This is a genomic window from Labrys sp. ALF-8, assembly GCF_059699065.1.
Map to the genome: position 1 here is coordinate 3,869,849 of NZ_AP048537.1, position 17,824 is coordinate 3,887,672.

Here is a 17,824-nt window from a genome sequence, read left to right on the forward strand (position 1 = left end):
GTGATCCTCACGCGCGCGTCTGGGTGGCCGAAGTTTGGCAGAGTTTGGTAGGCACTGGGCGGCCCCGTCCCGTTCCTCCATCATCCCGGCGTGAGCCGGGGTGCGACGTATGAGAAGGATCGATCCGTGGCAGCCACGAACGAACACGCCGCAGAGCCCACTCGTCGCGATTTCATTTACATTGCCACCGGCGCTGTCGGTGCTGTGGGTGTCGCAAGCGCGGTCTGGCCTTTCATCAGCCAGATGAACCCGGACAAGGCGACAATCGCGGCGGGCGTGCCCGTCGAAGTCGATCTGACGCCGATTCCCGAGGGGCAGTCGATCAAGGTCTTCTGGCGTGGCAAGCCGATCTTCATCCGTCATCGCACCAAGGAAGAGATCTCGGCGGCCGAGAACGTCGATGTCGATACCCTGAAGGATCCGCAGCCCGACTCCGCCCGCGTGAAGAAAGGCGACGAGCAGTGGCTGGTCGTCATCGGCATCTGCACGCATCTGGGCTGCATCCCGCTCGTCAATGAAGGGCCGTATCACGGCTGGTTCTGCCCCTGCCACGGTTCGGTCTACGACACGTCGGGCCGTATTCGCCAGGGACCCGCTCCGCTTAATCTTGTCGTGCCGCCTTACAGCTTCGAGAGCGCGAGCAAGATCATCATCGGCGCCGAATCCGATTCGACCCCCAAAGCCTAAAGGTCACATTTCATGAGCGGATCCTCGACCTGGACCCCGAAAAGCGCCCTCGGGCGGTGGTTCGAAAGCCGTCTGCCGATCGGCGGGCTGGTTCATTCCTCCTTCATCGCCTATCCGACGCCGCGCAACCTCAACTACATGTGGACCTTCGGCGCCATCCTGTCCTTCATGCTGGGCGCGCAGATCCTCACGGGTGTCGTGCTCGCGATGCACTACATCCCGGATTCCAAGCTGGCCTTCACCTCGGTGGACCTGATTCGCCGTGACGTGAACTGGGGCTGGCTGATCCAGAAGCTGCACGCCAACGGCGCCTCGATGTTCTTCATCGCGGTATACCTGCACATCGCCCGCGGCATGTATTACGGCTCCTACAAGGGTCCGCGCGAGGTGCTCTGGCTGCTCGGTGTGGTGATCTTCCTCCTGATGATGGCCACCGGCTTCATGGGTTATGTGCTTCCCTGGGGGCAGATGTCCGGCTGGGGCGCCACCGTGATCACCAACCTGTTCTCTGCCATCCCGGTGGTGGGCGACACGGTCGTGACATGGCTGTGGGGCGGCTACGCCGTCGGCCAGCCGACGCTGAACCGCTTCTTCTCGCTGCACTACCTGCTGCCCTTCATGATCGCCGGCGTTGTGATCCTGCATGTCTGGGCGCTGCATGTCGTGGGCCAGAACAATCCGACCGGCGTCGACATCAAGACCGAGAAGGATTCGGTGCCCTTCACGCCCTATGCGACGCTGAAGGACGCCACCGGTATCGCCTTCTTCCTCATCCTCTACATGTATTTCGTGTTCTACATTCCCGATTATCTCGGTGACCCTGTGAACTACGTGCCGTTCAACCCGGCGCAAACCCCGGCCGAGATCGTGCCCGAATGGTACTTCCTGCCGTTCTACGCCATCCTGCGCTCGATCCCGAACAAGCTGCTGGGTGTCATCATGATGTTCGGCGCGATCGCCATGCTGGCGCTGCTGCCCTGGCTCGATACCTCCAAGGTGCGCTCGGCGGTCTATCGCCCGGTCTTCCGCCTGGTGTTCTTCATCTTCGTCGCCGTTTGCCTCGGCCTCGGCTGGGTCGGTTCGCAGCCCCCGCAGGGTACGCTGCTGGTGGTTGGCCGTGTGCTGACGGCGCTTTATTTTGCCTATTTCGTCATCGTTCTGCCGCTCCTAGGGCTGTTCGAGCAGACCAAGCCGGTGCCAGCGTCCATCGCGGACGCGATCCTGGCTAAGAATCCGGGCGAAGAACCCGCTCCGCAAGTCAATGGTTGAGGGTGGAACTGCAATGATTCGGATGTTCAAACCCTCTCAGCGCCTTGTTCGCTTTGGTCTAGCCCTCGCTGCCCTCGCGGTGGTTGCGGGCGTGGCGATGCCGGCTTCCGCGCAGGACGACACCAATATTCCGGAAACGCCGCCGATCATGCATCCGCCGAAACAGAGCTGGTCCTTTGCCGGCCCGTTCGGCAAGTTCGATCCGGAGCAGCTCCAGCGCGGCTTCAAGGTGTACAAGGAAGTCTGCTCGGCCTGTCACAGCCTGCATCGCGTGGCATTCCGGAATTTGTCGGAGCCTGGCGGTCCCGAATTCACCGAAGGCCAGGTCAAGGCGCTCGCCGCGACCTATCAGATCGCTGATTTCGATGACAAGGGGCAGCCCGTCGACCGTCCCGGCCGCCCGTCGGATTATTTCCCGCTGGTCTTCCCGAACGATGATGCAGCCCGCGCCGCCAACAACGGTGCCGTCCCGCCGGACATGTCGCTGCTCGCCAAGGCGCGTGGCGCGAAGTCGGGCTTCCCCGGCTTCGTGTTCGACGTCGTGACGCAGTACCAGGAACAGGGGCCGGACTACATCCACGCCCTGATCACCGATGGATACCTCAACGAGGGCGAGAAGCCGCCGTTGATCGCCACCGACGATCCGAACAATCCGGGCAAGAAGATTGTCTCGGAATTCAAGGTTCCTGACGGGTTGCACTATAACAAAGTCTTCGAGGCCCACTCGCTCGCGATGGCCAAGCCGATTGCGGATGGCCAGGTCGAATATACCGATGGCGCGCCGCAGACGGTCGACCAGTACACCAAGGACGTCGCTGCGTTCCTGGCCTGGGCAGGCGATCCGTCGTTGGTCGAGCGTAAGCAGAACGGCTTCAAGGTCCTGATCTTCCTGATCGTCCTTTCGGGCCTGCTCTGGTACACGAAGAAGAAAGTCTGGGCCGACGCGCACTGAGCGCTGCAGGGGGAGAGTGCCGACGACGAGGCGCCTCTCTTCCCCTGGCTGGCACGTGATCGCTGTATTCGCCGACACCACATCTGCAGAACGGCCGGAGTTCGACACTCCGGCCGTTTCCTTTTGCGCCGTGCAGGATTCCTCAGTTGGCGGTGTGATGTATTGGGGCTACATTTTTCCTTGAGAAACGTCGGTATTATTGCCATTCTTGTGGTTTTAATGGTAGTAACAATACAAAAATGGCCGCCAACCCTTGGAGGAAGCCTTGCCCCGCGCTCCAGCCGCCGCGCATCCGGTCGCTCTCAGTAGCAGCGATCTGGCTGCTCTCATCGACATCAGCACGGTGCAGGCCTTTCATACCGAGCACGACGTTCGGGCCCTGGCCGCTGTGGCGAGCGCCAATGATTTCATTGCGGCGCATGTGCTGCCGAATTTCGTGCCGCTGCTGCGTTCGCTGTTGCCGAGGGAAGGGCGCACGCTGGCGGCGGGCCCGGTGGGCTTCCCATCGGGTGGACATGTCACGGCGATCAAGGTGGCGGAAGCTCGCCAACTCGTCGCAGATGGCGCCCAGGAACTCGACATGATGATCAATGTCGGTCGCCTGAAATCCGCCGACTATGCCTATGTTGGCGACGATATCAGGGCTGTCGTCGAAGCGATCGCGCCTCTTCCTCTCAAGGTGATTCTCGAGATCGGCCATCTCAGCGATGACGAAATCAAACGTGGCTGCGAGATCGTGGCCGGCAGTGGCGCGGCCTTCGTCAAGACCGGGACAGGCTGGACGCCGCATGCCACCACGATCGAGAAGATCCGCCTGATCACGGGCTTCGTCGGTGGCGCGGTCGAAGTGAAGGCATCCGGTGGCATCAGGACGCTCGACACCGTCGCCACCATGGTCGGCCTCGGCGTCACGCGCTTCGGCATCAATGCGCAGGTGGCGGCCGATCTGGTCAGGCAGTGCGCGGCCCTGCCGGGCGGAACCCTGCGTATCGAGCCGCAAGCCGCATAGACGCAGCCGTCAAGGAAGCGAGAAGGGGAGATCATGCCCAGTTCCGTCATCGCCTGTGATCTCGGCACGGGCGGCGTCAAGTCGGCGATCTACGACCTGCAGGGACACTGCATTGCCGACTGTGTCAGCGACATCAAGACCCACTATCCCCAGCCTTCGCGCCATGAACAAAGGCCGGTCGACTGGTGGGTTGCCGTGGTGGACAGCATCCGCCGGCTTCTGCGGGAACCTGGAGTCCAGGCAGAGGGGGTCGGTGCGATCGCGCTGTCCGGGCATAGCCTGGGGTGCATTCCGCTCTCGGCCCACGGCGAGTTGCTGCAGGATCTGGTGCCGATCTGGTCCGATGGGCGTGCCGAAGCCGAGGCCGAGCGCTTCTTCCAGGCCTATGACCGGCGCCAGTGGTATTTCACCACCGGCAATGGCTTCCCTGCGCCTCTTTACACCCTGTTCAAGATACTCTGGCTGAGGAACCACGCGCCCGAAATCTTCAACGCCACGACCACGATCATCGGCACCAAGGATTACATCAATTTCCGCCTGACCGGTCGTATCGCCACCGATCATTCCTACGCCTCCGGCTCGGGCTTCTATGACCTCAGGGCCGGACGCTACGCGCCGGAACTGCTGGCTGCCGCTGACTTGGCGCCGTCTCTCTTTCCGGAGATCCTGCCGTCGACGGCGATTCTCGGGACGATCCTGCCCGACATCGCCGGGGAACTTGGCCTGCCGTCCGACGTGAAGATCGTCGCAGGCGGCGTCGACAACAGCTGCATGGCACTAGGCGCCCGGACTTTCAGGGAAGGCGACATCTTCAGTTCCATGGGCTCCTCTAGCTGGCTGACCATCTCTTCCGCGGAGCCGCTGCTGGACGACGCCGTCAAGCCCTATGTCTTCGCGCATGTGGTGCCGGGCCAATTCATCTCCGCCACCTCGATCTTCTCGTCCGGTACCAGCCTTGCTTGGGTCCGAGACACGCTGCTGCCCGATCTGGCCACTTCTGCCAGGCAGGCGGGCGTGGACGTGCACGAGGCGCTGACTGCGCTGGCCGCGACCGCGCCGCGCGGCGCCCACGGACTGATTTTCGTGCCCACGCTCGGCGGAGGCACCTCCTTCGAAGGCGGAACGGCCGTGCGTGGCGGCTTCGTCGGGCTCGATCTCACCCATGGCCGCGCCGACATCGTACGTGCGACGCTCGAAGGCATTGCGCTGGGGCTGCGTTCGGCGCTGGACGAACTCCGGCGCATGACGAAGGTGAGCGGGGAGATGATCATGGTCGGCGGCGGCGCGCGCAGCACCCTCTGGCGCCAGATCTTCGCCGACGTCTTCGAATGCTCCATTCTGAAGACCGGCATCGACCAGCAGGCGGCATCGCTCGGCGCGGCCGCCCTCGCCCTGGTCGGAACAGGTGCCTGGGACGGATTTGCGCCACTCGACGCCCTGCATGAGACGGAGGCCCTCACGCTGCCGCGCGAGGAAGCTGCCCCGGTCTATGCCAAGGCTCTGGAAGCCTACCGCAAGGCTGCGGCTCAGCAGCGCGACAGCGCTCCGGAATTGTCGGCGCTACGGGCCTTATCGGTTTGAGATGCGGGTTGCCTGTTAAAGGCAATATGTTGCAACGCTACTTCGTTCTCTTCGCATTTGGCCCGAGGTGGCTCAGGTGGCAACGACCGGCTATGATTGATTGGGGAAATTAGTAATATATGTAGTGAAATTACAAAATCTCTTGCATGTCAGTGCCGGTGAGCTACGATCCGCAATTAGTTTGTTGCGTTAAGCAACGAATTCGCTTAACTGTGAGGGGAAGGGCCGAAGTGCTCTTTTCCGTCACGGGCGGAGTGGTGAAAGGCTGTGGCCGTCCGCCTGTCGAGGCGCAGCCCAACCCAAGAAGATCAGTCCAAAGGACGGTCGAATAAATCAAGGAGGAGACAAATGAGCAGATTCCTGCATGGAGTTCTTGCGACCGGCCGCAATGCGGCGGTCGTGTTGGCGTCGGTCGCGACTCTTGTGGCCGCCAATGCGGCGCTTGCCGCGGATGTCGCCCCGATTGCGGGCCGGCCCGAGCCCGTCGCCAATCCCAACGGCGTCAAGGCCAAGATCGCGATGATCGGCTTTGCCAACAATCCCTATTGGGTCGCCGTCCAGAAGGGCGCTGAAACGGCCAATGACGTGCTGAAGTCGCGCGGCGGTGAAGTGCGCTGGATCGTCGCCGGTGCCAATATCGACGTGCCGACCGTGAACCAGGCCATCAATGCCGCCGCCTTGCAGGGCTATAACGGCATCGGCTTCTTCATTGCCGGCGAGGGCAATTGCACCACGATCAAGACACTGATCGCCAGCAAGAAGATCGCCTTCGGGGCCTACAACACGTTGCTGCCTTGCGTCGAGGAAGCCGGCGGCGTGATCGATTATGCGCAGGACCAGGTCACGGCCGGCAAGAATGCGGCGGCCGAACTGGTCAAGGCGACCGGGGACAAGTCCGGCAAGGTCGGCGTCATCGTCAGCCAGTTCACCGCGCCCGGCTCGGAGCAGCGTCGCAAGGGCTTCCTGGAAGGCCTTCAGGGCAGCAAGCTCACCGTCGTGAATGACGGCGTGGAAGCCAAGGATTCCGCCGGCACCACCTTTGCCGCCGCCAAGGACTATCTCACCTCCACGCCCGATCTCGTCGCCATCTATGCCACCGCAGGCGGACCCTTCGGCGCGGCACAGGCCGTGAAGGCCGCTGGCAAGCAGGATGCGGTGAAGGTCATCGGTTACGATTTCACCACCGAGAACATCGCGGCGATCCGCGACGGCTCCATGTATGCGACCACCGGCCAGGACGAGTTCGGACAGGGCTACAACGTCGCCGTCACCCTGTTCAACAACATCGTAGCCCAGCAGAAGGTCACGCCTGTGCTGCAGCCTGCCGTCAGCATCCTGATGACCAAGGAGAACGTCGACAAGCTCGACCCTGCCAAGCAGCCGCTCGGCGCCGTGCCGAAGCTCTAGTCTTACCGATGCAGGGCGGATCCTCGATATGAAGCAGCAGCGGGAAGGTGCGATGGATGGCGGTTCCATGCCGGCGCAAGGCGGCAAGGCGCTCGAGGTCGAGACTGTCAGCAAGAGCTTCGGATCCGTACAGGCGCTGGGCGAAGTAAGCGTGCTCTTCCGGGCGGGGCTGGTGACAGCCCTGCTCGGGGAAAACGGCGCCGGCAAGTCCACCCTCATCCGCATCTGTTCGGGCGAGCATCAGCCCGACACCGGACGGGTGCTCGTCTCCGGCAAACCAGTCGCCATGGCAACGCCTTTCGCTGCCACGCAGCTCGGCATCGCCGTGGTTCACCAGGAGCCCCAGCTCGTCTCGGGCATGACGGTGGCCGAGAATATCTTCCTCGGCCGGCTGGGCTCCGGAGGCGCCCTGTCGACGCATCGGCGCGGCCGGCTGGTCCAGGAGGCGCGCGCGCTCCTGGCTCGCCTCGGTCTGGAGAACGACCTGCCGGATCTCGATGCGCCTTCAATGAAACTGTCGGCGGCAGAACGGCAGCTCGTGGAGATCGCAAGGGCACAGTCGCTGGATCCGCGCGTCCTCTTTCTCGACGAACCCAATTCCTCGCTGACAAGGCGCGAGACGGACCGGCTCTTCGCCATCGTGCGCCGACTGCGCGATCAGGGCACGGCGATCGTGCTGGTCAGCCACCGGCTGGGTGAGGTCTACGAGATCGCCGACCACGTCATCGTGATGAGGGATGGCCGCAAGGTGGGAGAGGGTGATCCCGCCACCCTGCCGATGCAGAAGGCAATCCAGCTCATGGCCGGCGAGCGCCTCTCTGCAGCCGTCGGCCTGAACGAAGGCGAATTGACCGCCAGCAAGGCCGACCTTGCGGGTACGCCCGTGCTCTCGGTGCGCGGGGCGGCGGGCGAGGCCTTTGCCGACGTGGGCTTCGACATCCATGGCGGGGAGATCGTCGGCATGGCGGGGCTGGTCGGCGCGGGACGCACCGAGATCATACGCGCCATCATCGGGGCCGACCCTCTCCTGGCGGGAGACATCCTCCTCAGGGGCCGTCCCGTGCGTTTCCGCTCCCCACGCGAGGCGCTGGCCGCCGGCATCGCCTTCATCAGCGAGGAACGCCGAACATCCGTCTTCTATGGCCACGATATCTGCTTCAATCTCACCTCGAACGTGCTGGGCAGGTTCGGGCGGCTAGGCCTGTTCAGCCGCAGCAGGCAGGCCCGTTTCGCTCAGGAGAGAGCCAATGCGATCGGCGTGAAGGCGGAGAGCGTGGATACGCCGATCCGCCAGCTTTCAGGCGGCAACCAGCAGAAGGTGCTCATCGCAAGGGCGCTGGCCTCCAATCCCTCGCTGGTGATCCTGGACGAGCCGACCCGGGGCGTCGACGTCCGCACCAAGGCCGAGATCTATCGTCTCATCCGCAATCTCGCTCACGTGCAGGGGCTCGCCGTCTGGTTCGTGTCCTCCGAACTCGACGAGATCCTGCAACTGGCGGATCGCATCGTCGTGGTCCGCCAGGGGCGCATTGCCGATAACCTGACCCGCGGCCCGCAGGCTTCGCGCGTGGTGGCATCGGCACTCGGCGAATCGATCGAGGATGCGGCGGTGACCTCGCTCGTGTCGGGATTGTCGTAAGGGCCGGAATGCCTGCGCCCAGAGAGAGAATGCCGATCTGACGACCGGCGCGCCTTGTATTGAAAGGATCGTACCATGAACTTTGCCGGCCTCAGGCGTTTGCCTTTCATCCGCGGGCAGGAAGCGGGGCTGGCGGCCGTCATCGTGCTGCTTTCGATCGCCTTCTCGTTCTTCAACCCCAGCTTCCTCACGACCGAGAATTTCCGCAACGTGCTGGTGGCGGTGGCCGTGGTCGGCATCATGTCGATCGGCCAGTGCTTCGTTATCATCGCGCGTGAAATCGACCTCTCGGTGGGCTCGGTCATGGGGCTTTCGGGCCTGTGCGGCGCGTCGTTGATGGCGATGGGCGTCAATCCTCTGCTCGGGCTCGTCCTGGGCATCGCGGTCGGCGCCGTCGCGGGCCTGATCAACGGGCTCGTCGTCGTCTACGGCAAGGTCAACTCCTTCATCGTCACCCTCGGCATGCTGTCGGTTGCCCGCGGACTCACCCAGATCATCAGCGGCGGCCTTCCGATCATGGTGGATCCGAGCGTGATGTTTCTCGGCCAGGGCGAGTTCCTCGGCATGCCGGTACAGGTGCTGATCTTCCTGGGCCTGGTGGTCGTCGGCCAGTATCTCCTTACGCGCAGCGTTCTGGGCCAGCGTATCCTGGCGGTGGGCGACAATGCCGAGGCCGCCAGGCTCAGCGGTATTCCGCTGGATGCCACGCGAGTGGCCGTATTCGTCGCCTGCGGTGCCCTGGCGGGCGTCGCCGGCATGGTCTACACGGCGCAGGTCAGCGTCGCCGAGGCGCAGGCCGGCACGGGCCTCGAGCTGGACGTGATAGCCGCGGTGGTGATCGGCGGGGCCAGCCTTTCGGGCGGGCGCGGCTCCATCATGGGTGCCATGCTCGGCGCCTACCTCCTCGGCGCCCTGCGCAACGCCTTCATCCTGCTGGAGCTTTCGCCCTTCCTGCAGCAGATGAGCGTCGGCCTCGTCATCGTGCTTGCCGCGGTGTTCGATCAGATCCGGCAGGGTTCCTTCCGGCGCGTCGGTGTCGCGAAGGCATTCGGCGGGCTGTTGCAGCGCGGGCGCTAGCCGGGCAGCTCTTTCCCGCAACACGGGCCGTGATCCTCTGGCCTTCCGAAGCGGATGAACGCGCTCGACCGCCTTGCAACCGGACGGGAATCGTGCATCGAAGAAGAACGCTTCAGGAATGAGCCATGACCGCCACAATATCCCGCATCCTCAAGGATGCCATCCGCACGATCCCGGATTATCCCAAGCCGGGCGTCGAGTTCAGGGACATTACCACCCTGCTGGGTGATGCCTGGGCCTTCCGGCGCGCCATTGACGAACTGGTGCAGCCCTGGGCCGGAGCCAAGATCGACAAGGTGGCGGGAATCGAGGCGCGCGGATTCATCCTCGGCGGCGCGCTGGCCCACCAGCTCTCCTCCGGCTTCGTGCCCGTGCGCAAGAAGGGCAAGCTGCCGCATGATACGGTGCGCATCGCCTATTCGCTCGAATACGGCCTCGACGAGATGGAAATACACAAGGATGCGGTGAAGCCGGGGGAAAAGGTCATCGTCGTAGACGACCTCATCGCGACCGGGGGCACGGCGGAGGCCGCCGTGAAGCTCCTGCGCGAGATCGGGGCGGACGTGCTGGCGGCCGTTTTCGTGATCGACCTGCCGGCCCTGAAGGGCGCCGACAAGATCAGGGCGCTCGGCGTGCCCGTGCACACGCTGGTGTCCTTCGACGGGCATTGACCGGCGCGCGGACATCCGTCCGCTTTTTCCTTCCAGCATCCGCAGCGCTTCTGGAAGGGGGACAGGGCGTCCGCGAACCCGGATATATTCGTTGCAAATCCGCCCTTATCCGGGTATGAGACCCCCGTTCCGCGACCAGACACCCCTGGAGGCAATGCGGGACAGCCAAACCGGCCGCCTGGGCGGCCTTTTTATTTGATCCTGTCAAGGAATACATCAATGTCCGTGAAGCAGATTTCCGCCACGGCGCGCACGAAGGTGGGCAAGGGGGCCGCACGTGCCGTTCGTCGTGAAGGAAACGTGCCGGCCGTAATCTACGGCGCCGGCAAGCCCCCCGTCGCGATCGCGCTGAATGCCAAGGAAACCAACCAGCTCATCTATGCCGGTCACTTCCTCACTACCGTGTTCGAGGTCGACATCGAAGGCAAGAAGAGCCGCGTCATTCCGCGCGACTATGCGCTCGATCCGGTCAAGGACACCGTCGAGCATGTCGACTTCCTGCGTGTCGATGCTTCTTCGCGCCTGCGCGTCGAAATTCCGGTCCATGCCGTCAACGCTGCGAACTCGGTCGGCGTGAAGCGCGGTGGCGCGGTCAACATCGTGACCCATTCGCTTTCGGTGCTGGCTCCGGCCGACAAGATTCCGGAGTCGATCGACGTCGACGTCTCCGCGCTCGACATCAACGATTCGATCCACGTTTCGCAGGTCAAGCTGCCCGAGGGCATTTCCTACGCCGGCCAGGACGACGCCACCCTCGTCTCCATCGTGCCGCCCGTCGGAGAAGAGGTGGCTCCCGCCGCTGAAGCCACTGCCGAAGCTGCTGCAGGAACCGCTGCTCCGGCTGCCAAGAAGTAAGGGCGGCCCCGCTGCCGTTTCTGAATGGCCGGGTTCGTCCCGGCCATTTCCGTTTCAGGAGCCTGACCAGCTAACCGATGGACCGCGACTTCTGTCATTGCCGGGCGAGTGCCGGCAATCCAGGGTCAAGCATTGTCGGAAGGGGAGGGCTGGCTGCCCGGGACGATCCCGGGTGCTACAGGTTTGTGCTTCTTTCGGCTCCCGGGTGACTTTTCCTGCCGGGGCTTCGAGGACTTGGATCTCCCGCCATGCGTCTGTTCGTCGGGCTCGGCAATCCGGGCGCCAAATACGCCGGCAACCGGCACAATATAGGCTTTCTCGCCATCGACGAGATTGCACGGCGCCATCGTTTTGCGCCCTGGCGCTCGCGTTTCCAGGGCCAGGTAAGCGAAGGCACCATCGGCGGCGAGCGGGTGATGCTGCTCAAGCCCCAGACCTATATGAACGAAAGCGGCCAGTCCGTGGGCGAGGCCATGCGCTTCTACAAGATGGGCCTCTCCGATATCTCCGTCTTCCATGACGAACTTGATCTCGCCCCGGCCAAGATGCGGGTGAAGGTAGGCGGCGGCAACGCAGGCCACAACGGGCTTCGTTCCATCACGGCCCATTGCGGCAACGACTATCGGCGCGTGCGGCTGGGCATCGGCCATCCCGGCGACAAGTCGCTGGTGCTCCATTTCGTGCTGGCCGACTTCGCCAAGGCGGAGTGGCCGTGGGTGGAGGATCTTTGTACGGCCTGTGCCGATGCCGCCCAGCTCCTGGCGGACGGGGAGGATGCGAGCTTCCAGAACAAGGTTCACCTGTTCATGGAGGCGCGAGGCCACGGCGCGGCGAAGCTGGCGGGAGCGTGAGGGCGGGGCAGCCGCGAGGTTGGCCTGCTCCCTGAAAAGCGTCTGCTTCCAGGATTGACGCCGCGCTCCTTCCTATCTACCCAGCGCATGACGATTTCACCGGCGGCCAAGGCGCCCCGGCACCTGATGAACGAGCGAGAGCCATGGGTTTCAAATGCGGTATCGTCGGCCTGCCCAATGTCGGCAAGTCGACTCTCTTCAACGCGCTGACGCAGACGGCGGCGGCGCAGGCGGCGAACTATCCCTTCTGCACCATCGAGCCGAATGTCGGTGACGTTGCCGTGCCCGACGAGAGGCTTGAGAAGCTGGCGGCGATCGCCGGCTCCGCCACCATCATTCCGACCCGCCTGACCTTCGTGGACATCGCGGGCCTCGTGCGCGGCGCTTCGAAGGGGGAGGGGCTCGGCAACCAGTTCCTCGGCAATATCCGCGAATGCGACGCCATCGCCCACGTCGTGCGCTGCTTCGAGGACGGCGACGTCACGCATGTGGAAGGCAAGATCGATCCGGTCGCCGACATCGAGACGATCGAGACGGAGCTGATGCTCGCCGATCTCGATAGCCTCGAACGCCGCGTGGTGGCGCTGGAGAAGAAGGCCCGCGGGGGCGACAAGGAATCCAAGGAGACGCTCGACCTCGTCAACCGCGCTCTCGTGCTGCTGCGTGAAGGCAAGCCGGCGCGCCTGGTGGATGTGAAGCCCGATGAGCGTCGCGCCTTCGAGATGCTGCAGTTGCTGACGGCCAAGCCCGTGCTTTATGTCTGCAATGTCGAGGAAGCCTCGGCCGACAAGGGCAACGCCTTCTCCGAGAGGGTCAAGGCTCGTGCTGCGGAAGAGGGCGCCAAGGCGGTCGTCGTCTCGGCCAAGATCGAGAGCGAAATCGCGGTGCTGCCGCCCGAGGAGCAGGAGGAATATCTGAAGGCCATCGGACTGGCGGAGCCCGGGCTCAACCGCGTGATCCGTACCGGCTACGAGCTTCTCAGCCTGGTGACCTACTTCACCGTCGGTCCCAAGGAAGCTCGCGCCTGGACCATTACCAAGGGCATGCGCGCCCCCCAGGCGGCGGGTGTCATCCATTCCGACTTCGAGAAGGGCTTCATCCGTTCCGAAACCATCGCCTATGGCGACTATGTCAACCTCAATGGCGAGAGTGGCGCCAAGGAAGCCGGCAAATTCCGCCTCGAGGGCAAGGATTACGTCGTGGCCGATGGCGACGTGCTGCATTTCCGCTTCGCCAACTGACGGCATGCCGACCTGCTGATGTGACGAGCCGGTCGCGTGGCGCCATGGACAGCCTGCGGCCGGTCCGGGTTTTCCCGGCCGCATTTTGTTTTGAGTGGGCGAAAAACCGATTTACCTGTGCTATCATCTTGAAAAGGATGTTCGTGACAGAGGCAGGAAGCAATGGCCGCCGACGAACCGCAGCGTAAATCGCCCGGCGAGCGCCCTACCATCCATGACGTGGCCAGGCTCGCCAATGTGTCGCCTGCGACGGTATCGAAAGTGCTGCGCGGCCTGGGAGCGGTGAAGGCCGAGAGTGTCGCCCGCATCCATGCCGCCGTGCGTGAGCTCGGATTCCGGGTCGATCCGCTTGCCGCCAATCTGCGCCGTTCGCGCCGCTCCATCATCGGCCTCGTGGTGCCCGATTTCCGCAATCCCTTCTTCGGTTCCATGGTCGCTTCCTTCGAGCGTCTGGCGGAGGGCAGCGGCTACCGCCTGGTGGCCGTGAGCAGTGCCGAGAATATCGAGCGTGAGGCATCGCAGATCGAGGCCTTGCTGGATTGGCGGGTCGCAGGCCTGCTCGTCGTGCCGACAGAAGGTCGGCCGGCCGCGGAGACTTCTATCCTCGACCAGAAGGTCGCCACCGTCCTGCTCGACCGTGTGCCGGACGAGACGGTCTTCGACAAGGTCAACGTCAACAATGCCGAGGCGAGCGCCGGCGTCGTGCGGGAACTCGTCGCCAAGGGCCACCGGCATATCCTGGTCGCCATCGCCTCGCTCGAGCGCACCAACATGCGCGACCGCCTGGCCGGCATAATGGCGGCCGCGAGCGAGGCCGGCATCGAGGAGACGGTCGAGGTCGTGGTCTGCGGGCCTGATGTCACGACCGCGACCGAGGCGATCGCCGCGCGTTTCGACAAGGGCAGGCTGCCGAGCGCCGCTTTCGCCCTCTTCGGGCCGGCAACCATGGCGATTCTGCGGGAAGTCGAGCGTCGCGGCCTTGTGGTGCCGACGGATCTTTCGGTGGTGGGGTTCGACGATGTAGAGTGGATGCAGGTGACCCACCCGCCCATTGCCGCCGTCATCCAGCCCATCGATCAGATCGCACAGGCGGCCTGGCAGCAAATGATGGGCCGCCTCGCCGAACCGTCCGATCCGCCGAAATCGCTGATCGTGCAATGCCAGCTCGACTTTCGGGGATCGATTGCGACGCTACAGCGGTGACGCGGCGGATCTGGACTGTGCCGCATTACTGCGGCCGGTTCCCGAGACTGGCGCGCCGAACGCCGGTGTCTATTCCGCCGCCTGCCGTCCGCCGCTGGACAACTCCGCTTTCAGATAGGCGAGCAGCCGGTCGACGGCAGCCTCGACCGGTCCGTCATTGGTGATGATCAGGTCCGGATGGAGCGCATCCTCGCGGTCCACCTTGCGGGCGAGACGGGCGCGGATCGAGTCCATGCTTTCGCGGCCGCGCGCGGCAAGGCGCTGTGCGATGATTTCTGCCGGTGCGGTGACGAGTACCACGCTCACCTTGGCAAAGCGTTCGCGCGCCTCGGCGAGGCTGGAGCGCGACAGGTTGCACACGGCGTGGATCCCGCGCTCCGTCGCAGAACGCACTTCGAGGGGCAGGGCGTAGCTGAGACCGTGCGCTCGCCAGGACAACGAGAAGCCTCCCACCGCCTCGAGCCGGGCGAATTCGGCTTCGGACAGGGTATCGTGCTCCTCCGCGGAGGAACTCTCGCGCGTGATGACCCGCCGGGGAAATACGAGGCCGGGGTCGTCGGCGAACTCCGCCCGTGCCGCGTCGATCAGCGTGTCCTTGCCCGCGCCGCTCGGTCCCACGATGGCAATCAGCTTGCCGAGGCGCGGGGCAGGGGCGAAAGGCGCCCTTTCTGCCGTGCTCATGCCGCGATCCGCCCCTGACGCCAGACGCGCCGGATGATCGGGGTGCCCCCTGTCTGGGTGACACGCAGGATATCGGCCCGGCGCCCCTTCTCCAGCCGGCCGCGATCGTCGAGTCCCGTGGCCCTCGCGGGGGTGTCGGATACCATCCGCACGGCGGCAGGCAAGTCGATGCCGGGCGCACGCTCGGGCAGCTGGAAGGCCGCGAGCAGGAGCGAGGCAGGTACATAGTCGGAAGAGAGAATGTCCAGAACGCCTTCCTGGGCAAGGTTCGCGGCGGCGATGTTGCCGGAATGCGAGCCGCCGCGCACGACGTTCGGCGCACCCATCATGACTCTGATGCCGGCCTGATGGGAGGCGAGCGCTGCTTCCAGCGTGGTGGGAAACTCGGCGATGGCGACGCCGTCGCCTACGGCTTCCTCGACATGACCGGTGGTGGCGTCATCGTGGCTGGCGATCACGATGCCATGCGTACGGGCCGACTGGACCAGGCTGGTGCGGCTATGGGCGGCGTATTGATGATGCTTCTCCAGCTTGTTCTGGATGAAGGTCTCGACATCGGCATCGCCTCTCACGCGGCGCGGCATGTAGAACTTCATCCACTGATCGAGGTTCTGGAACTGGCGCTGTCCCGGCGTGTGATCCATCAGCGAGATCATGTGGATCGGATAGGTCGCGCGGAAATACTCGAAATCAGTGACGACGTCGTGGGTGGCCAGTTCGCAGCGCAGGTGGGTGCGGTGCTCGACACGCAGATGGCCGGCCTGACGCGCCTCCTCGATCGCCTCGGCGAGCAGCCTGCTCTCGCTTGCAACGCTGCTCTCCAGCGCGGCGGTGCCGAGCCGGATCGAATCGAACACCGTTGTGATGCCGGCGCTGGCGATCTGGGCGTCATAGGCCATCACGGCACTGAGAGTGTGCCAGCGGACCGACGGGCGGGGGGTGAAATGGGCTTCGAGGTGGTCGGTGTGCAGTTCGACCAGCCCTGGCAGGAGATAGTCGCCCGCCATGTCGAGACCTTTTTCGGGCGCCTCGCCTTCGCCGAGATCGGTGATTTCCCCTTTGTCGACGGCCAGCCAGCCCTGCTCGATCACCCGGTCGGCCAGGACGAGGCGTGCGTTGGTGAGAATGAATTGGTCGAGATCAGGCATGGTCCGGTCCAGTCAGGCTGCTTGTGCAGGTGAGAAGCGAGTGATGTCGACGATTCGGTCCGCGACCTTCTCGCGGACATCCTCATCATGAAATATGCCCACAATTGCGACGCCGGCCGCTTTTTTCTCCTCGATCAGACGGACGACGACGGCCCGGTTGGCGGCATCGAGCGATGCGGTCGGTTCGTCCAGCAGGAGGAGCGGTCGGTCCGGCGCAAGGCCGCGGGCGATATTGACGCGCTGCTGTTCGCCGCCCGAGAAGGTCGCCGGGGGCAGCCCCCAAAGACGCTCAGGCACGTTGAGCAGGCTTAGGAGGCGCTTGGCCCGGGCGATCGCGTCCGGCTCGGAAAGGCCCGTTTCGCGCGCGGCGTCGACGACGATCGCCAGCGCCGGCACGCGGGGAATGACGCGCAGGAACTGGCTGACATAGCCCATGGTGTGCTTGCGCAATGCAAGGATACGCCGCGGCTCGGCACTGGCCACATTCACTTCGTTCAAGCCGTCCCACAGAAGGATGGAGCCGCCGTCGCAGCGGTAATTGCCGTAGATCATCTTGAGGATCGAGGATTTGCCGGCGCCTGAGGGACCGCCCAGCACCACGCATTCGCCTGGCGAGACGGAGAAGTCCACGTCCCGCATCACGGAAATGCTCTGGCCGCCCTGCAGGTGCAGCGTGAAGCTCTTGGAGACGCCACGAAGGGTAAGGATGGGAGAGGTCATGCCGCAAGCACCGAAGAAACCAGAAGCTGTGTATAGGCCTCGTGCGGATCGTCGAGGACCTGGTCGGTCAGGCCGGTCTCGATCACCCGGCCTTGCTTCATCACCATGATCCGATGGGATAACAGCCGTGCGACAGACAGGTCGTGAGTGACGATCACGACTGCGATACCGAGGTCTGCGACCAGCCCCCTCAGGAGGTCGAGCAGGCGGGCCTGCACGGAGACGTCTAGCCCCGAGGTGGGTTCGTCCATGAAGACGAGGCGTGGCCTGGTCACGAGATTGCGGGCGATCTGCAGGCGCTGGCGCATACCCCCGGAAAAGCTGCTGGGCCGGTCGTCGACGCGGCTCGCCTCGATCTCGACGCGGCCGAGCCAGTCGAGAGCCGAGGCACGGATCTCCCCGTAGTGCCGGGCGCCGATCGCCATCAGGCGCTCGCCCACATTGGCACCGGCCGAGACGCCCATGCGCAGGCCTTCGCGCGCATCCTGGCGCACGAAGCCCCAGTCGGTACGCAAGAGGAAGCGTCTCTCCGCCTCGCTGAGCGAGAAGAGGTCGCGCGTCTGGCCGTCACGCATGCGGTAGAAGACGTGGCCGGAGGAGGGTTCGAGTTCGCTGGAGAGCAGGCTCAGCAGGGTGGACTTGCCGGAGCCCGACTCGCCCACGACCGCGAGCACCTCGCCCTCGTGGAGATCGAAGGAGACTTCCTTGCAGCCGAGGCGCGGGCCGTAATGCTTGGTGAGGCCGCGTGCGTGGAGGAGAGGTCCGGGATGCACGGACGCTTTCCCGGAATCGCCGGCCTCTTGCCGGTCTCTCGAAACGGCGCCGCTGGCAGA

Annotated in this window: 17 protein-coding genes; 13 read left to right on the plus strand and 4 right to left on the minus strand. The window is 64.3% G+C overall.

Translation table 11 applies throughout. The features are described from left to right. Positions 1 to 126 precede the first annotated feature (126 nt). From petA to AC6H34_RS17770, 13 genes are all read left to right on the plus strand, one after another. On the plus strand, positions 127 to 687 hold the full coding sequence (petA, locus tag AC6H34_RS17710) for a ubiquinol-cytochrome c reductase iron-sulfur subunit (protein ID WP_448148601.1): 561 nt from the start codon (positions 127 to 129) through the stop codon (positions 685 to 687). 12 nt (positions 688 to 699) lie between these two features. Continuing rightward, on the plus strand, positions 700 to 1,956 hold the full coding sequence (locus tag AC6H34_RS17715; protein ID WP_448148600.1) for a cytochrome b: 1,257 nt from the start codon (positions 700 to 702) through the stop codon (positions 1,954 to 1,956). Between the two features lie 22 nt (positions 1,957 to 1,978). Beyond that, the gene (locus tag AC6H34_RS17720) at positions 1,979 to 2,908 is read left to right on the plus strand and encodes a cytochrome c1 (RefSeq protein ID WP_448148599.1); all 930 of its coding nucleotides are present in this window, start codon (positions 1,979 to 1,981) and stop codon (positions 2,906 to 2,908) included. Between the two features lie 265 nt (positions 2,909 to 3,173). Further along, positions 3,174 to 3,917 (plus strand): deoxyribose-phosphate aldolase, encoded by a 744-nt coding sequence (gene deoC, locus AC6H34_RS17725; RefSeq protein WP_497539592.1) that lies wholly within the window; start codon positions 3,174 to 3,176, stop codon positions 3,915 to 3,917. A gap of 33 nt (positions 3,918 to 3,950) precedes the next feature. Further along, complete coding sequence (locus tag AC6H34_RS17730; RefSeq protein ID WP_497539593.1) at positions 3,951 to 5,498, plus strand: xylulokinase; 1,548 nt, start codon at positions 3,951 to 3,953, stop codon at positions 5,496 to 5,498. Positions 5,499 to 5,846: 348 nt separating this feature from the next. Beyond that, on the plus strand, positions 5,847 to 6,905 hold the full coding sequence (locus AC6H34_RS17735) for a sugar ABC transporter substrate-binding protein (protein WP_448148596.1): 1,059 nt from the start codon (positions 5,847 to 5,849) through the stop codon (positions 6,903 to 6,905). Positions 6,906 to 6,933: 28 nt separating this feature from the next. Beyond that, positions 6,934 to 8,544, plus strand: a complete 1,611-nt coding sequence (locus AC6H34_RS17740) for a sugar ABC transporter ATP-binding protein (protein ID WP_497539594.1) — start codon at positions 6,934 to 6,936, stop codon at positions 8,542 to 8,544. A gap of 75 nt (positions 8,545 to 8,619) precedes the next feature. Continuing rightward, positions 8,620 to 9,621: an ABC transporter permease gene (locus AC6H34_RS17745; protein WP_497539595.1), complete on the plus strand. Its 1,002-nt coding sequence runs from the start codon at positions 8,620 to 8,622 to the stop codon at positions 9,619 to 9,621. 125 nt (positions 9,622 to 9,746) lie between these two features. Then, on the plus strand, positions 9,747 to 10,292 hold the full coding sequence (locus AC6H34_RS17750) for an adenine phosphoribosyltransferase (protein WP_497539596.1): 546 nt from the start codon (positions 9,747 to 9,749) through the stop codon (positions 10,290 to 10,292). A gap of 219 nt (positions 10,293 to 10,511) precedes the next feature. Then, positions 10,512 to 11,147, plus strand: a complete 636-nt coding sequence (locus AC6H34_RS17755) for a 50S ribosomal protein L25/general stress protein Ctc (RefSeq protein WP_448148592.1) — start codon at positions 10,512 to 10,514, stop codon at positions 11,145 to 11,147. A 248-nt stretch (positions 11,148 to 11,395) separates the two neighbouring features. After that, positions 11,396 to 11,998, plus strand: coding sequence for an aminoacyl-tRNA hydrolase (gene pth, locus AC6H34_RS17760; protein WP_448148591.1), 603 nt, complete (start codon positions 11,396 to 11,398; stop codon positions 11,996 to 11,998). Positions 11,999 to 12,141: 143 nt separating this feature from the next. After that, a complete protein-coding gene (ychF, locus tag AC6H34_RS17765; RefSeq protein WP_497539597.1) occupies positions 12,142 to 13,239 on the plus strand; it encodes a redox-regulated ATPase YchF in 1,098 nt (365 codons plus the stop codon). Positions 13,240 to 13,401: 162 nt separating this feature from the next. Next, positions 13,402 to 14,442: a LacI family DNA-binding transcriptional regulator gene (locus tag AC6H34_RS17770; RefSeq protein WP_448148589.1), complete on the plus strand. Its 1,041-nt coding sequence runs from the start codon at positions 13,402 to 13,404 to the stop codon at positions 14,440 to 14,442. 69 nt (positions 14,443 to 14,511) lie between these two features. On the opposite strand, the gene phnN is transcribed toward AC6H34_RS17770, so the two are convergent. Genes phnN through phnK form a run of 4 tightly spaced genes read right to left on the minus strand, consistent with a single transcriptional unit; the run spans position 14,512 to position 17,764 of the window. Next, complete coding sequence (phnN, locus tag AC6H34_RS17775; RefSeq protein ID WP_448148588.1) at positions 14,512 to 15,123, minus strand: phosphonate metabolism protein/1,5-bisphosphokinase (PRPP-forming) PhnN; 612 nt, start codon at positions 15,121 to 15,123, stop codon at positions 14,512 to 14,514. Further along, positions 15,120 to 16,271 carry an alpha-D-ribose 1-methylphosphonate 5-triphosphate diphosphatase gene (locus tag AC6H34_RS17780; protein WP_497539598.1) on the minus strand — a complete coding sequence of 384 codons (1,152 nt, stop codon included), beginning with the start codon at positions 16,269 to 16,271 and terminating at the stop codon, positions 15,120 to 15,122. The genes phnN and AC6H34_RS17780 overlap by 4 nt, the downstream gene beginning before the upstream one ends. A 12-nt stretch (positions 16,272 to 16,283) precedes the next feature. Beyond that, complete coding sequence (gene phnL / locus AC6H34_RS17785) at positions 16,284 to 16,991, minus strand: phosphonate C-P lyase system protein PhnL (RefSeq protein ID WP_497539599.1); 708 nt, start codon at positions 16,989 to 16,991, stop codon at positions 16,284 to 16,286. After that, positions 16,988 to 17,764 carry a phosphonate C-P lyase system protein PhnK gene (phnK, locus tag AC6H34_RS17790; protein WP_497539600.1) on the minus strand — a complete coding sequence of 259 codons (777 nt, stop codon included), beginning with the start codon at positions 17,762 to 17,764 and terminating at the stop codon, positions 16,988 to 16,990. Before phnK ends, phnL begins: the two co-directional genes overlap by 4 nt. Positions 17,765 to 17,824: the final 60 nt, after the last annotated feature.

Bases quoted from the DNA above. Each gene is read 5' to 3' on its own strand.
- pth (WP_448148591.1), top strand. From the start codon at position 11,396: ATGCGTCTGTTCGTCGGGCTCGGCAATCCGGGCGCCAAATACGCCGGC.
- AC6H34_RS17770 (WP_448148589.1), top strand. From the start codon at position 13,402: ATGGCCGCCGACGAACCGCAGCGTAAATCGCCCGGCGAGCGCCCTACC.
- AC6H34_RS17730 (WP_497539593.1), top strand. From the start codon at position 3,951: ATGCCCAGTTCCGTCATCGCCTGTGATCTCGGCACGGGCGGCGTCAAG.
- AC6H34_RS17750 (WP_497539596.1), top strand. From the start codon at position 9,747: ATGACCGCCACAATATCCCGCATCCTCAAGGATGCCATCCGCACGATC.
- AC6H34_RS17735 (WP_448148596.1), top strand. From the start codon at position 5,847: ATGAGCAGATTCCTGCATGGAGTTCTTGCGACCGGCCGCAATGCGGCG.
- ychF (WP_497539597.1), top strand. From the start codon at position 12,142: ATGGGTTTCAAATGCGGTATCGTCGGCCTGCCCAATGTCGGCAAGTCG.
- AC6H34_RS17720 (WP_448148599.1), top strand. From the start codon at position 1,979: ATGTTCAAACCCTCTCAGCGCCTTGTTCGCTTTGGTCTAGCCCTCGCT.
- AC6H34_RS17715 (WP_448148600.1), top strand. From the start codon at position 700: ATGAGCGGATCCTCGACCTGGACCCCGAAAAGCGCCCTCGGGCGGTGG.
- AC6H34_RS17740 (WP_497539594.1), top strand. From the start codon at position 6,934: ATGAAGCAGCAGCGGGAAGGTGCGATGGATGGCGGTTCCATGCCGGCG.
- AC6H34_RS17745 (WP_497539595.1), top strand. From the start codon at position 8,620: ATGAACTTTGCCGGCCTCAGGCGTTTGCCTTTCATCCGCGGGCAGGAA.
- phnN (WP_448148588.1), bottom strand. From the start codon at position 15,123: ATGAGCACGGCAGAAAGGGCGCCTTTCGCCCCTGCCCCGCGCCTCGGC.
- AC6H34_RS17780 (WP_497539598.1), bottom strand. From the start codon at position 16,271: ATGCCTGATCTCGACCAATTCATTCTCACCAACGCACGCCTCGTCCTG.
- phnL (WP_497539599.1), bottom strand. From the start codon at position 16,991: ATGACCTCTCCCATCCTTACCCTTCGTGGCGTCTCCAAGAGCTTCACG.
- AC6H34_RS17755 (WP_448148592.1), top strand. From the start codon at position 10,512: ATGTCCGTGAAGCAGATTTCCGCCACGGCGCGCACGAAGGTGGGCAAG.